This window comes from Streptomyces griseoflavus, from assembly GCF_014649995.1.
Taxonomy (GTDB): Bacteria; Actinomycetota; Actinomycetes; order Streptomycetales; family Streptomycetaceae; genus Streptomyces; species Streptomyces griseoflavus.
The window spans coordinates 418674-432236 of the sequence record NZ_BMUC01000003.1 but is presented as its reverse complement, the minus strand read 5'-3'; the positions used below and the strand labels follow the sequence as shown (position 1 = coordinate 432236).

The window sequence follows — 13563 nt, the reverse complement described above, 5'->3', positions numbered from 1 at the left end:
TACCCGGCGCGGCCGGTTCAGGCGAGGGTGATCGAGTCCCCGCTGACGGTGATCTCCACCGCGGGCAGCGGCTTCGTGGCCGGGCCGCCGCGCACACTGCCGTCGGTGATGGAGAAGTCGCTGTTGTGACAGGGGCAGTTGATCACACCGTCGGCGACGCTCTTCACCGCGCACCCCTGGTGGGTGCAGGTCGCCGAGAACGCCTTGAACTCGCCCGCCGACGGCTGGGTGACGACCACCTTGCGGTCGGCGAAGACCTTCCCGCCGCCCTCGGGGATGTCGGCGGTCCTGGCGAGCGGCGCGCCACCGGCGGCATCGCCGCCCCCGCCGTCGTCCGGTGCGCCGCCCGAGGTCCCGGATTCCACCGGGGAACTCGACGCGTCGTCGTCGGAACCGCCGCACGCGGTCAGCGCGACGGCGAGGCCCGCCGCCCCCGCCGCCGCGACGACGGTGCGGCGGGCGGGTCCCGATGCGGAGTGAAGCGATGCGGTCATGCCGGTGTTTCCCTTCCGGGGCGGACAGGTGATCCGGGGAGAGGTACGGTCAGCGGGGCCACGCCGTTCAGGCAGTGACGAGAGCTTGGCGTGCCTCCGGTCGGACGGGCGTAAGCCACAGCTGTCGTTTCCCTGTCGGACGGCCGCGCCTCCCGCCCCGCCCCCGCCGACGTGCGGCGACGCGCCAGTAACCTGGGGCGATGCTCAAGGAAGTCATCGCGACCCGTTTCATCGCGCCGCTGCGCGAGGGAGGCTCGCTGCCGGGACTGATCGAGGCCGACGACCTCGGGACCTACGTCCTGAAGTTCGCCGGCGCCGGACAGGGCCGCAAGACGCTGGTCGCCGAGGTGGTGTGCGGGGAGCTCGCCCGCCGGCTGGGGCTGCGGGTACCGCGGCTGGTCACCGTCGAGCTCGACCCCGTACTGGGGCTCGGCGAGCCCGAGCCGGAGGTGCAGCACCTGCTGAGATCCAGCGGCGGCACCAACCTCGGCATGGACTTCCTCTCCGGCGCCGTCGGCTTCGACCCGCTCGCCTTCGAGGTGAGCCCGGAGGAGGCCGGACGGATCGTCTGGTTCGACGCGCTGGTCAACAACGTCGACCGCTCCTGGCGCAACCCCAACATGCTCCGCCTGCGGGACGGACTGTGGCTCATCGACCACGGCGCGACGATGATCTGGCACCACAACTGGCCCGGCGCCGCCGCCTCCGCCGCCCGCCCCTACGACGCGTCCGACCACGCGCTGAGCACCTTCGCACCGGACGTCGCGGCCGCCGCGGCGGAGCTCGCGCCGCGGGTGACCGAGGAACTGCTGGCCGAGGTCACCGCGGAGGTCCCCGACGCCTGGCTGACCGGGGAGCCGGGCTTCGACTCGCCCGAGGCGCTGCGGCTGGCCTACGCGCGGCCGCTGCTCGCCCGCGCGACCACCGTCCACCGCGACATCCACGGCCTCCGGGGGAACCAGTGAACGACCGGTACGTCTACGAGTACGCCCTGCTGAGGGTCGTACCGCGCATCGAACGCGGCGAGTGCGTCAACGCCGGGGTGCTCGTGTACTGCCGTCACCGGTCCTTCGTCATGGCCCGCACCCACCTCGACGAGGCGCGGCTGCTGGCCCTCGACCCCGGTGCCGACCTGCCCGGCGTGCGGGCGGCGCTGCGCGCGGTCGAAGGCGTCTGCGCGGGCGGGAACGCGGCGGGGCAGGCGGCGGGGGACGACGCGGGACGGCGCTTCCGCTGGCTGATCGCGCCCCGGTCCACCATCGTCCAGCCCGGTCCCGTGCACACCGGGCTCACCGCCGATCCCGCGGCGGAGGCGGAGCGGCTGCTCGACCTGCTCGTCCGCTGAACCGGGCGTGGAGGACGGCCGCCTCCCTCCACGCCCCGTCAGGAGCGGCGGCGCTTCACCAGGTGTCCCGCCGCGAGGACGGCGCCGGTCACGAACGTCGCTCCCATGCCCAGGTCCCAGCCGCTCGGACCGGCGTCCGAGGAGCCGCCCAGCCCGCCCTCCACACCCCGCGTCGGGGCCACCGAGGTGGGGGTCGCGGTGGGCGTCACCGGCGGCCGGGTGGGAGCCCCGGTCGCCGTGGGAGCCGCGGTCCTGGTGGGCGGAGCGGTCGTCGGCGACGGTGACGCCGGCCGGGTGGGCGGGGGACCGACCGGCGCGGGCCGGAAGGTGGATGAGGTGAGGCCGCGCCGGGGCAGTGCCTCGCAGGCCAGGCCGTCGTCCGGACCGGGGTCCTCGTCGAGCCGGTGCGGATCACTCCTGTCCAGGTCGAAGAAGGTCTGCGCGTCCTCCTGGTAGGTGAAGTCGCTGCAGTCCAGGTCCTGGGCCTGCGCGGGGTCGGCCAGCGGCACGATCGCGGCGAGCGCGATCAGTGTGCCCATGGCACCGGTGCGACGACGCATGGAGCGCCTCCTTTCCGGTCTCGGGTGGCTCGCGCTTCGACGCTAGGGGCCGGCCGGCGGCCGGGCGCGCGGCGCTGGGCCGATCGGGTGCTCCGCGCCGACCGCCGCGCGGCGGGTGCGGACGGCCGGAGGCGGCGTCCGGGCGGGGAATGGATCACACCCGGGCGGTGCGCCGTTGACACCGGGTGCCAGGGCTTCTAGCGTCACGTCTGCTGAAGGTACTAAGCGGTCGCTCATTGAACGAGTCCGGCCGCGGAGCCGCATCCAAGGGCGAGGAGAAGCAGCAATGTCCACCACTGAGCAGCGGGTCGCGGTCGTCACCGGCGCCGCGCGCGGCATCGGCGCCGCCACCGCCGTACGACTGGCCGCCGAAGGCCACGCGGTCGCCGTGATCGACCTGGACGAGGCGGCCTGCAAGGACACCGTCGAGAAGATCACCGCCGCCGGTGGCACGGCCCTCGCGGTCGGCTGCGACGTCTCCGACGAGGCACAGGTGGAGGCCGCCGTCGCGCGCGTCGCCGAGGAACTCGGCGCGCCGACCGTCCTGGTCAACAACGCGGGCGTGCTCCGTGACAACCTGCTGTTCAAGATGAGCGTCTCCGACTGGGACACCGTCATGAACGTGCACCTGCGCGGCGCCTTCCTGATGTCGAAGGCCTGCCAGAAGTACATGGTCGACGCCGGGTTCGGACGGATCGTCAACCTGTCCTCCTCCTCCGCGCTCGGCAACCGCGGCCAGGTCAACTACTCGGCCGCCAAGGCCGGTCTGCAGGGCTTCACCAAGACCCTCGCCAAGGAACTCGGCAAGTTCGGCATCACCGCCAACGCCGTCGCCCCCGGCTTCATCGCCACCGAGATGACCAAGGCCACCGCCGACCGCGTCGGCATGGGCTTCGAGGACTTCAAGGCCGCCGCCGCCACCCAGATCCCGGTCGCCCGCGTCGGCTACCCCGAGGACATCGCCAACGCCATCGCCTTCTTCACCGGTGAAGCCGCCGGATTCGTCTCCGGCCAGGTGCTGTACGTCGCCGGCGGACCGCTCGACTAGGAAGACCGGGAACATGACTGCTGTGGAACTCTCGGGCAAGGTCGCCCTGATCACCGGCGCCAGCCGCGGCATCGGCTACGGCGTCGCCGAGGCCCTCGTCGCGCGCGGCGACCGGGTCTGCATCACCGGCCGGGGCGAGGACGCCCTCAAGGAAGCCGTCGAGAAGCTCGGCCCCGACCGGGCCGTGTACGTCGCCGGCAAGGCGCACGACGAGGCCCACCAGGCCGTCGCCGTGGAGCGCGCCATGGAGGCCTTCGGCCGCGTCGACTACCTCGTCAACAACGCCGGCACCAACCCGGTGTTCGGGCCGATCGCCGACCTCGACCTGAACGTGGCGCGCAAGGTGTTCGAGACCAACGTGATCTCGGCGCTGGGCTTCGCGCAGAAGACCTGGCACGCCTGGCAGAAGGACAACGGCGGCGCGATCGTCAACATCGCCTCCGTCGCCGGCCTCGCGCCCTCGCCGTTCATCGCCGCCTACGGCGTCAGCAAGGCCGCGCTCATCAACCTGACCCAGCAGCTCGCGCACGAGTTCGCGCCGAGGGTGCGGGTCAACGCCATCGCCCCGGCGGTGGTGAAGACCAAGTTCGCGCAGGCGCTCTACGAGGGCCGGGAGGAGGAGGCCGCCGCCGGCTACCCGCTGGGCCGGCTCGGCGTGCCGTCCGACATCGGCGGCGCCGCCGCCTTCCTCACCTCCGAACAGTCGGACTGGGTCACCGGCCAGACGCTGGTGGTCGACGGCGGCATCTTCCTGAACGCGGGCGTGGCCTGACCCGCGACGCCCGCCCGCGCGTGCCACGCACACGCGCGGGCGGGCGTCCAGGACCGCTCCGGCACGGGCGCCCGTTGACGAAAACGGCGCCCGTGCCGGCGTATCGGACACATGACGGCGCGTGACAACGTAGTCATCGCAAGTTGATCTCAAGGGCCGCACAGAAGAGGGTCAGCGGGCGTGTCACTGCGGTATGGTCTGCCGACCCTTGGCATGGCAGATCGAGGAGCGTGCGCGTGTTCAACCGGAACCGATGCCTGCGGCGGGTGGCGGCCATCGCGTCCATATCGTCCCTGATGACCGGATGCGGCTTCCTGTCGCCCGGCGATCCGGACGACGAGGGACCTATCGTCGTGGGAACCACCAGCTCGCCCAGCACGCTGGATCCTGCCGCCTCCTGGGACAGTTCCTGGGAGCTGTTCCGCAACATCTATCAGACGCTGCTGAGTTACCCGGTCGGTGCGACCACTCCGCAGCCGGACGCCGCGGAGAGCTGCGAGTTCTCCGACAGCTCCAACCAGGTCTTCCGCTGCGAACTGCGCGAGGGCCTGAAGTTCTCCGACGGCGGCACCCTGGACGCCAAGGCGGTCAAGCACTCGATCGACCGCATCCGCGAGATCAACGTCAACGGCGGCCCGGCCGGTCTGCTGGGCAGCCTGGAGCGGGTGCAGGCGCCCAGCGAGCGCGAGGTCGTCTTCTACCTCAACAAGCCGGACGCCACCTTCCCGTTCGTGCTCGCCACCCCCGCGATGTCCATCGTCGCCCCGGACTCCTACCCGTCGGACGCGCTGCGCGAGGGCACCGGCGTCGTCGGTTCGGGGCCGTACACCCTCCAGGCGTACGAGGAGGGGAAGAAGGCCGAGCTCGTCCGCAACGACCGCTACAAGGGCTTCGCCGAGCGGAAGAACAACGCGGTCACGGTCCGGTACTTCCAGCAGTCCGCCCCCATGGTCAAGGCGCTGCGCGACAAGGAGATCGACCTGACCTACCGGGGTCTGGCCGCGGGCGACGTGATCGACTTCCAGGGCAGGGCCTCCAAGGAGCAGGAGATCCAGCTCATCGAGGGCACCGGGACCGACATCAACTACCTGGTGTTCAACCCGAAGGACCGGTGGGCCGGCAAGAAGGAGGTGCGCCAGGCCATCGCGCAGGTCCTCGACCGCGCGGCGATCGCGCACAAGGTCTACCGGGACACCGTCGACCCGCTGTACTCGATGGTCCCCAAGGGCCTGACCGGGCACACCACCGGCTTCTTCGACGACTACGGCGAGCCCAGCGTCGACAAGGCCCGGGACATCCTCACCGACGCGGGCATCACCGAGCCGGTCCCGCTCACCCTCTGGTACACCACCGACCGCTACGGCTCCGAGACCGCGCTGGAGTTCAAGGAGATCGAGAAGCAGCTGGAGGCGTCGAAGCTGTTCGACGTCACGCTCAAGAGCCGCCCCTGGAAGACGTACGTCGAGGGGTACCAGGAGGGCGAGTACCCGGTGTTCGGGCGTGGCTGGTCCCCCGACTTCCCGGACGCGGACAACTTCATCGCCCCCTTCGTCGGCAAGCAGAACGCGCTCGGCACGCCCTACGAGGCCACCGAGATCACCAACAAGCTGCTGCCCAGCTCCCGCCGGGAGAGCGACCGGGGCAACGTGGTGAAGCAGTTCGAGGAGGCCCAGCAGATCCTCGTCGACGACGCGCGGCTGCTGCCCCTGTGGCAGGGCCGGCAGTACGTGGCGGCGAGCCGGGACGTCTCGGGCGCGGAGCGGTCGATGGACCCCTCCACGATCATGATGCTGTGGCAGCTGTCCCGGAAGACCAGCTGGTAGGCCGGGCGCTCCCGGCCGCGGGGCCGGATGTCAGTGGTCGCCTGTAGGTTCAGTGGCCTGGAAGTGACCGCACACGTAAGGACATTGACGTGACCGACATCGCCATGCTGCCCGAGTCCTGGCGCGGGGTTCTGGGCGACGAACTGCAGCAGCCCTATTTCAAGGAGCTGACGGCGTTCGTCGAGGAGGAGCGGGCGAAGGGTCCCGTCTACCCGCCCCGCGAGGAGGTCTTCGCGGCGCTGGACGCCACGCCGTACGACAAGGTGAAGGTCCTGGTCCTCGGCCAGGACCCGTACCACGGCGAGGGCCAGGGTCACGGCCTGTGCTTCTCGGTCCGGCCGGGCGTGCGGATCCCCCCGTCCCTGCGCAACATCTACAAGGAGATGCACGCCGAGCTCGGCACGCCCGTCCCGGACAACGGCTATCTGATGCCGTGGGCCGAGCAGGGCGTGCTGCTGCTCAACGCGGTGCTCACGGTCCGCGCCGGCGAGGCGAACTCGCACAAGGGGCGGGGCTGGGAGAGGTTCACCGACGCGGTCATCCGCGCGGTCGCCGACCGCCCCGACCCGGCGGTCTTCGTGCTGTGGGGCAACTACGCGCAGAAGAAGCTCCCGCTGATCGACGAGAGCCGGCACGTCGTGGTCAAGGGCGCGCACCCCTCGCCGCTGTCGGCGAAGAAGTTCTTCGGCTCCCGCCCGTTCACGCGGATCAACGAGGCGGTGGCCGCCCAGGGCCACGAGCCGATCGACTGGACCGTCCCCAGCGTGGGCTGACACGGGCCGGGTGCGCACCGCTTCGCCGGACCGGCACCCGGCTCACCCCTCGCCCGCCACGGAGCGGCTTGTCCGGTATCGCCCCCGCCTGCGGTTAGCGTCGGGGACGACAGCCGGCGAGCGGTGGTGGAGGACGTGGTGGCCGAGCGACAGGGGCAGGCGGCGCCGGACGCCGTACTGACACGGATCGGACAGGCCGTGATGCTGCACCACGCGGGCGACCGCGAGGAGGCCCGGCGCCGCTTCCTCGGGCTGTGGGCGGAGATCGGCGAGCACGGCGACCCGCTGCACCGCTGCACGCTCGCCCACTACCTCGCCGACACCCAGGACGACCCCGGCGACGAACTCGCCTGGGACCTGCGGGCCCTCACCGCGGCCGAGGAGACCGCGGACGACCGCCCGGGCGCGCACGAGGCGTCCCCCGCCGTGCGCGCCCTCTACCCGTCGCTGCATCTCGGGCTGGCCTCCGACTACGCCCGCCTCGGCCGCCCCGACGCCGCCCGCACCCACCTGCGCCGGGCCCGGGAGACGGCCCGCGCCCTCGCCGACGACCGGTACGGGGAGGGGGTACGGGCGGCCATCCGGCGGCTGGAGTCCCGGCTGGAGGAGGGCGGGAGGCCCGGCGACCGGGGACTGCCCGGGCAGCGTCCCTAGGGACCGGGGACGGGACGGCGCCCCCGAGGGCTCCGGACACGGGCCCGTGCGGTCGCGGCCGTCAGCGGCCGTAGGCGTCCTGGCAGATGGCGGCCTCCTGGCTGTCCGCCCGCCAGCCGCCGTACTCCCGGCCCAGCGCGCAGAGGTCCGGCGGGCTGCCGGAGCCGGGGTGCGCCGGCGCGGCGGCGCCCGGCAGGTCCACGGGCGGGCGCCGCGGAGTTTCCCCGCCCGGTCCGGGGCCGGCGGGCCGCGTTCGTCCGTCGGAGGGCGCGTCCCGGCCCGGTGCCGCCGAGGGAGTGGCGCGGTGCGACGGTGGCGCGGACTTCTCCGGCGACGGCGACGGCGAAGGACCGACCATGTCCAGCGCCTCGCTCGCCGGTCCCTGCACGATCGATGTCTCGTTCCCCACGACCGGGCGTGGCCCGGTCCCCTCGGCGGGAGCCGTCGCCGGTCCGGGCGCGAGGGGAGGCCGGACCGTCGTGCAGCCGGAGAGGGCGGCGACCGCCACGGTCACCAGAAGCGTTGCTGTGGTCGTCGTTCGATGCACCCGTGCCACTCTGCTGGCTCCGGCGGCCGCGGAGGGGGCGGACGGGCGCAGCATGCCCCGCACGGGTGATCTCCCGCCCCGTACGGACGCCCCGGTGGTGCCGGGGGTGACGTCATTCGCCGGTGGCGCCGTCGATCCGTTCGCGGATCAGATCCGCGTGGCCGTTGTGACGCGCGTACTCCTCGATCATGTGGGTGTAGATCCAGCGCAGGCTGTACGCGTCGCTGAACCGGTCGCCGCTCCGGGAGGGATCCTCCAGCGCGAAGCCGGCCGCCCTGCTCCGGGCGGCGGCGATCTCGGCCTGCCAGGTGGTGTGCGCCTCCCGCCAGGTGTCCCGCTCGCCCAGGTGGAACTCACCGTCACGGTCGGCCTCGCTGTAGTAGAGGGGACCGGCCTCCTCGCCCGCCAGCACCCTGCGGAACCAGCCGCGCTCCACCTCCGCCATGTGCCGCACCAGGCCCATCAGGGACAGCTTCGAGGGCGGCACCGAAGCGGTCCGCAGCTGCTCGTCGGTCAGGCCCTCACACTTGCGGGCGAGGGTGGCCCGGTGGTAGTCGAGCCATCCCTCCAGCATGGAGCGCTCGTCGGCGTCGGTGGCGGGTTCGGTGCGCTCAGTCGTCATGCCGCCATCCTGGCCCGCGACCGATCACCTTCACCAGGGCTTCCCGGCTCCGAGCATTCCGGCCAGCAGCTCCTCCACGTCCGCGCGCACCTCGGCGACGCCCGGCACACGCGCGCTGAACGAGCCGGCCACGCAGGAGAACATCAGGCCGTCCGCCCAGGCGATGAGCGACAGTGCGTGCCGCTCGGGGTCCGTGGAACCGAGCCCCGTGACGAGGGTGGTGAGCTGTTCGCGGAACCGGGCGCCGGCCGCGTCGAAGTACGCCCGCAGCTCGGGGCGGCGGGTGGCCTCCAGGGCCAGTTCGTAGCGGGCGAGGGTCAGCTCCCGGTTGCCGGTCAGCGCGCGGTGGGCGGCCAGCGCGAGGGCGTCGACCAGGGAGTCGGCGCCGGCCCGCGGATCGGGCATCTCGTGCAGTCGGAGCACCCGTGCCTCGCGCTCGGCCAGTCGCCGTACCGCCAGTTCCAGCAGCGCCTGCCGGGTGCGGGCCAGGTTGGAGGTGGACCCTTGGGGGAGGCCGGCCGTCTCGTCGACCGCCCGGTGGGTGAGGCCGCGCATCCCGCGCTCGGCGAGCAGGGCGAGGGCGGTGTCGGCGACGAGATCGGCACGGGCGGCGCCCGGGGTGCGTACGGACATGGAGGTCAAACTACCCGTCGCACTACGGCTGTAGTACGTTGGATCCCCGAGGGGCACTACAGATGTAGTCCCGGTCTGGAGGAGGAGCCATGGCACGCCTCGAACGGGCGATCGTGATCGGCGGCGGGATCGGGGGCCTGACCGCGGCCGTCGCCCTGCACCGGCGCGGCCTGCGGGTGACGGTGCTGGAGCGGGCCGCGTCCCTGGAACCGGTCGGCGCCGCCATCTCCCTGTCACCCAACGCGCTCCGCGGGCTGGACGTCATCGGCATCGGCGACGACATCCGCGCCCTGTCGGCCTGGCAGGGCGACGGCGGGCTGCGCGCGCCCGGCGGCCGGTGGCTGGCCCGCACCAGCGCCGCCGCGGCGGCCGAGCGCTTCGGCGGACCGCTCGTCCTGCTCCACCGGGCCACCCTCATCGGCCACCTGGCCGCGCGGCTCCCGGCCGGCACCGTCCGCACCGGGACCGCCGCCCGCCTCCTCGACCCCGGCGCCCCCGGCCGTCCCGCCACGGTCGGCACCCCGGCCGGCGACCTGGAGGCCGACCTGGTGGTGGCCGCCGACGGCATCCACTCCGCCGTCCGCCGCGCACTCCTCCCCGCCCACCCCGGGCCGGTGTACTCCGGGTTCACCACCTGGCGGCTGGTCGTCCCCGTGCCCGGCGTGGAGTTCGCCTCGCACGAGACCTGGGGGCGCGGCCGCATCTGGGGCACGCATCCGCTCAAGGACGGCCGCGTCTACGCCTACGCCGCCGCACTGGCACCCGCCGGCGAGCACGCCCCCGACGACGAGCGGGCCGAACTGCTGCGGCTCTACGGCGACTGGCACACCCCCGTCCCCGAGGTGCTCGCCGCCGCCCGCCCCGAGGACGTGCTCCGCCACGACGTCCACCACATCGCCGAACCACTGCCCGCGTTCCACCGCGGCCGGGTGGCCCTGGCCGGCGACGCCGCGCACGCCATGCCGCCGACCCTCGGCCAGGGCGGCAACCAGGCGATCGAGGACGCGATCACCCTCGCCCACCACGCCGGTGACCTGCCCGCCTACACGGCGGCCCGGCTGCCCCGCACCACCGCGATCACGCGCCGGGCGGTGCGCACGGCCCGCCTCAACATGGGGAGCGGACGCCTCGGCACCGTCGTGCGCGACCACACGCTCGCCGCGCTGTCCAAGGCCGCCCCGGCGCTGTTCCTGCGCGGCTTCGACGGCATCGCCGACTGGAGGCCGCCCGGGGGCGCCGCCCGCACGAGCGGATCCGGCAGCGGGGGAGGCCGTATGCTCGCAGCGGACCACGGCAGGCGAGGACCAGAGGAGAACACCCCGTGAAGGTCGGCTGCATCGGACTCGGTGACATAGCGCGGAAGGCCTACCTGCCGGTGCTCGCCGTGCAGCCCGGAGTGGAACTGCACCTGCAGACCCGCACCCCCGCCACGCTCGAACGGGTCGCCGACGGCCTCCACCTCCCGCCCGGCCGGCGCCACGCCGACCTCGGCTCGCTGATCGCCCAGGGACTGGACGCGGCCTTCGTGCACGCGCCGACCCAGGTCCACCCGGAGATCGTGACCCGGCTCCTGGAAGCGGGCGTACCGACCTACGTCGACAAGCCGCTCGCCTACGATCTCGCCGACTCCGAGCGGCTGGTGGCCCTGGCCGAGGAGCGGGACACCAGCCTCGCCGTCGGCTTCAACCGACGCTTCGCCCCCGGCTACGCGCAGTGCGCCGACCATCCGCGCGAGCTGATCCTGATGCAGAAGAACCGGGTCGGGCTGCCCGAGGCCCCGCGCACGATGGTCCTCGACGACTTCATCCACGTCGTGGACACCCTGCGCTTCCTGGTGCCCGGCCCGGTCGACGACGTGACCGTGCGCGCCCGCACCGAGGACGGCCTGCTGCACCACGTGGTGCTGCAGCTCGCCGGGGACGGGTTCACCGCGCTGGGCGTGATGAACCGCCTCAGCGGTTCCGCCGAGGAGATCCTGGAGGTCTCCGGGCAGGACACCAAGCGCCAGGTGGTCAACCTCGCCGAGGTGATCGACCACAAGGGCCAGCCGACGGTGCGCCGCCGCGGGGACTGGGTGCCGGTGGCGCGCCAGCGCGGCATCGAGCAGGCGGTACTCGCCTTCCTGGACGCGGTGCGCGCGGGCAAGGTGCTCAGTGCCCGGGACGCACTGGCGACCCATGAGCTGTGCGAACGGGTGGTTCGAGAGATCCACGAGCGCCCCGCCCGAAGCGCACCGCCCCGGTGACGCCCCACACCGCGAGGATCAGCAGCGCCGCGTACGGCGGCCAGTCGCCGAAGCGGGCGTAGAGCGTCGTGCCGTGCGCCAGCGGCACCTCGTACACCTGCGCGGCGGCGGTGTCCGTGCCGAGGCGCGGGCCGACGCGCCCACCGTCCGGACCGTACACGGCGGAGACGCCCGTCAGGGTCGCGTGCACCATCGGGCGGCCCGTCTCGGCGGCCCGCAGCGCCGCGAGCGAGGCGTGCTGGGCCGGCGCCCAGCTCTGCTGGAACGTCGACGTGGAGGACTGGGCGAGCAGCACATCGGCGCCGTCCTGGGCGAGATGGCGGCTCATGTCGGGGAACGCCGACTCGAAGCACACCATCGGCCCGATCCGCAGCCCGTCGCGCGCGTCCATCACCACCTGCTCGGAGCCCATCCGGCGGTCCTCGCCGGCCGCCTTGCCGACGGAGGTCGCCCAGCCCAGCAGGGAACGGGCGGGGATGTACTCCCCGAAGGGAACCAGCCGCATCTTGTCGTACCGGTCCCCGGTGGGGCCGTCCGGGCCGATCAGCACCGAGCTCTTGTAGATGCCGGGCCTGTCCGAACGCCGGGCGTCCACGTTGACCAGGATCCGCGCGTCCGTCTCGCGCGACAGTGCCGTCAGCCGCCGCGCCAGGTCGGGCCGGTCCCCTAGGTCGAAGCCGACACTGCTCTCGCCCCAGACGATCAGGCCGACGTCCTGGCCGGCCACCTCACGCGTCAGCCGTTCCTCCAGGTCGAAGCGGCGGTCGGCGCTGTCGCGCCCCGCCACGACTCCCGGCTGGACCACCGCGATCCGCACCCGGTCGCCGGTGTCCGGGCGGGGCGACCACACCCAGGCGGCAGAGGTCGCCGCGGCCGCGGCGACCAGTCCGGCCACGGCCGGCACCCGGGCCCGCCGGACCGCGACGAGCACGGCCACGGCGACGTTCACCGTCACCACCAGGAAACTCGCCAGCCAGACCCCGCCCACCGACGCCAGCCGGAGTGCGGCCTCCACCTCCCACTGACTCGCCCCGAGCACGCCCCAGGGGCCGCCGAGCCCCTGCCAGGAGCGGACCAGTTCGACCGCCAGCCACGCCGACGGCAGCACGGCGAGCGCGGCCGCGACCCGCCCCCGGGACGGTGCCCCGCCCAGCAGCCGCCGCACCAGCCATCCCCAGGGGGCCCACAGCGCGCCCAGCAGGGCGGCGATGACGAAGGTGAACACGTGGAGGTTCGGCAGCAGCCAGTGGTGCATGGCCAGCATGAACCCGAACCCGCCCCACCAGCCGTCGAAGGCCGCGCGCTTCCCGGTCGGAGCCGTACGGGCCAGCAGGAGCCACGGCACCAGGGCGACGTAGGCGAACCACCACAGGGACGGGGCGGGGAACGCCAGGACGGGCAGGGCGCCGGTAACCGCGGCGGCGGTCGAGCGGCGCCAGGGGGAGGCGAGCCAGTGGCCGAGCGACTTCATGGGCGCCTCCCTACCCCGTGCTGCCTCCAGTGTGCGTCCCGAAGCCGATCCGCAACACCGCGCGCCGGATCAGTGGATCACGGGGGCGGTCCGCCGGTCCGGAACGCGGCGCCACTTCTCCCGCACGACCACCCCGCTCAGCCGCCAGCCGTCCTCGGTGCGCAGCGCCGCGAACACGCACCGGCCGCCGCACACGAAGTCCGGCTCGGCGGGCTCCCCGCCGGCTCCGGTGCCGCACATCGGGGTCACGTAGTCGGCCTGCACCCGGGCCGTGTCGCCGCGGTCCTGCTCCCAGATCCCGAACCGCACCCGCCGGTTGACGAACAGATGCTGCCGGACGGGGTACGCGGCGAGGCTCTCCGCGAGCCATCCGGCCACCGTCCCGGCGCTTCCCTCGACACCGCCGGCCGAGCGGTAGTCCGCCCGGCCGTCCGGGGTGAACAGGGCCCGGTACGCCTCCCAGTCACCGTCGTCCACGGCCACCGCGTACTCGGTGACCAGTCCGTCCAAGGCCAGCCGGTCCCTCACGGTCGCGAGCTCCACACGCTGGGTCATCGGATCAGTGTTGGCCATGGG

16 protein-coding genes are annotated in these 13563 nt (G+C 73.3%); 9 read left to right on the top strand and 7 right to left on the bottom strand.

All coding sequences use genetic code 11. The features are described from left to right. Window positions 1-17: 17 nt before the first annotated feature. Window positions 18-494, bottom strand: a complete 477-nt coding sequence (locus IE172_RS10735) for a Rieske (2Fe-2S) protein (protein WP_190096912.1) — start codon at window positions 492-494, stop codon at window positions 18-20. Window positions 495-694: 200 nt separating this feature from the next. Here IE172_RS10735 and IE172_RS10730 point away from each other — a divergent pair, with 200 nt between their 5' ends. Together IE172_RS10730 and IE172_RS10725 are read left to right on the top strand one after the other, a co-directional pair. Beyond that, complete coding sequence (locus tag IE172_RS10730; protein WP_190096911.1) at window positions 695-1459, top strand: HipA family kinase; 765 nt, start codon at window positions 695-697, stop codon at window positions 1457-1459. Continuing rightward, entirely contained in the window at window positions 1456-1839 is a 384-nt protein-coding gene (locus IE172_RS10725; RefSeq protein ID WP_190096910.1) for a DUF3037 domain-containing protein, read from the top strand. The genes IE172_RS10730 and IE172_RS10725 overlap by 4 nt, the downstream gene beginning before the upstream one ends. A 38-nt stretch (window positions 1840-1877) precedes the next feature. Here IE172_RS10725 and IE172_RS10720 read toward each other — a convergent pair whose 3' ends face one another. After that, window positions 1878-2399 (bottom strand): excalibur calcium-binding protein, encoded by a 522-nt coding sequence (locus IE172_RS10720; RefSeq protein WP_190096909.1) that lies wholly within the window; start codon window positions 2397-2399, stop codon window positions 1878-1880. Between the two features lie 286 nt (window positions 2400-2685). Between IE172_RS10720 and fabG the strand changes: the two genes are divergently transcribed. From fabG to IE172_RS10695, 5 genes are all read left to right on the top strand, one after another. Continuing rightward, window positions 2686-3447 (top strand): 3-oxoacyl-ACP reductase FabG, encoded by a 762-nt coding sequence (gene fabG / locus IE172_RS10715; protein ID WP_190096908.1) that lies wholly within the window; start codon window positions 2686-2688, stop codon window positions 3445-3447. A gap of 13 nt (window positions 3448-3460) precedes the next feature. Beyond that, window positions 3461-4219: an SDR family oxidoreductase gene (locus tag IE172_RS10710; RefSeq protein WP_190096907.1), complete on the top strand. Its 759-nt coding sequence runs from the start codon at window positions 3461-3463 to the stop codon at window positions 4217-4219. 236 nt (window positions 4220-4455) lie between these two features. Next, window positions 4456-6042 carry an ABC transporter substrate-binding protein gene (locus IE172_RS10705; RefSeq protein WP_190096906.1) on the top strand — a complete coding sequence of 529 codons (1587 nt, stop codon included), beginning with the start codon at window positions 4456-4458 and terminating at the stop codon, window positions 6040-6042. An 89-nt stretch (window positions 6043-6131) separates the two neighbouring features. Then, complete coding sequence (ung, locus tag IE172_RS10700; protein WP_190096905.1) at window positions 6132-6815, top strand: uracil-DNA glycosylase; 684 nt, start codon at window positions 6132-6134, stop codon at window positions 6813-6815. Window positions 6816-6953: 138 nt separating this feature from the next. Further along, a complete protein-coding gene (locus IE172_RS10695) occupies window positions 6954-7469 on the top strand; it encodes a tetratricopeptide repeat protein (protein ID WP_190096904.1) in 516 nt (171 codons plus the stop codon). A 61-nt stretch (window positions 7470-7530) separates the two neighbouring features. On the opposite strand, the gene IE172_RS35240 is transcribed toward IE172_RS10695, so the two are convergent. From IE172_RS35240 to IE172_RS10680, 3 genes are all read right to left on the bottom strand, one after another. Further along, window positions 7531-7671, bottom strand: coding sequence for a hypothetical protein (locus tag IE172_RS35240; protein WP_306432785.1), 141 nt, complete (start codon window positions 7669-7671; stop codon window positions 7531-7533). A gap of 457 nt (window positions 7672-8128) precedes the next feature. Then, window positions 8129-8638, bottom strand: coding sequence for a DinB family protein (locus IE172_RS10685; RefSeq protein WP_190096902.1), 510 nt, complete (start codon window positions 8636-8638; stop codon window positions 8129-8131). 30 nt (window positions 8639-8668) lie between these two features. Continuing rightward, window positions 8669-9271, bottom strand: coding sequence for a TetR/AcrR family transcriptional regulator (locus IE172_RS10680; protein WP_190096901.1), 603 nt, complete (start codon window positions 9269-9271; stop codon window positions 8669-8671). Window positions 9272-9360: 89 nt separating this feature from the next. Between IE172_RS10680 and IE172_RS10675 the strand changes: the two genes are divergently transcribed. Together IE172_RS10675 and IE172_RS10670 are read left to right on the top strand one after the other, a co-directional pair. Beyond that, window positions 9361-10596, top strand: coding sequence for an FAD-dependent monooxygenase (locus IE172_RS10675; protein WP_190096900.1), 1236 nt, complete (start codon window positions 9361-9363; stop codon window positions 10594-10596). Next, window positions 10593-11516, top strand: a complete 924-nt coding sequence (locus IE172_RS10670; RefSeq protein ID WP_190096899.1) for a Gfo/Idh/MocA family protein — start codon at window positions 10593-10595, stop codon at window positions 11514-11516. Before IE172_RS10675 ends, IE172_RS10670 begins: the two co-directional genes overlap by 4 nt. Here IE172_RS10670 and lnt read toward each other — a convergent pair. After that, the gene (lnt, locus tag IE172_RS10665; protein WP_190096898.1) at window positions 11422-12987 is read right to left on the bottom strand and encodes an apolipoprotein N-acyltransferase; all 1566 of its coding nucleotides are present in this window, start codon (window positions 12985-12987) and stop codon (window positions 11422-11424) included. The two genes, IE172_RS10670 and lnt, sit on opposite strands and share 95 nt — an antisense overlap. Before the next feature lie 69 nt (window positions 12988-13056). Continuing rightward, window positions 13057-13542, bottom strand: a complete 486-nt coding sequence (locus IE172_RS10660) for a nuclear transport factor 2 family protein (protein ID WP_190096897.1) — start codon at window positions 13540-13542, stop codon at window positions 13057-13059. Between the last annotated feature and the right edge of the window lie 21 nt (window positions 13543-13563).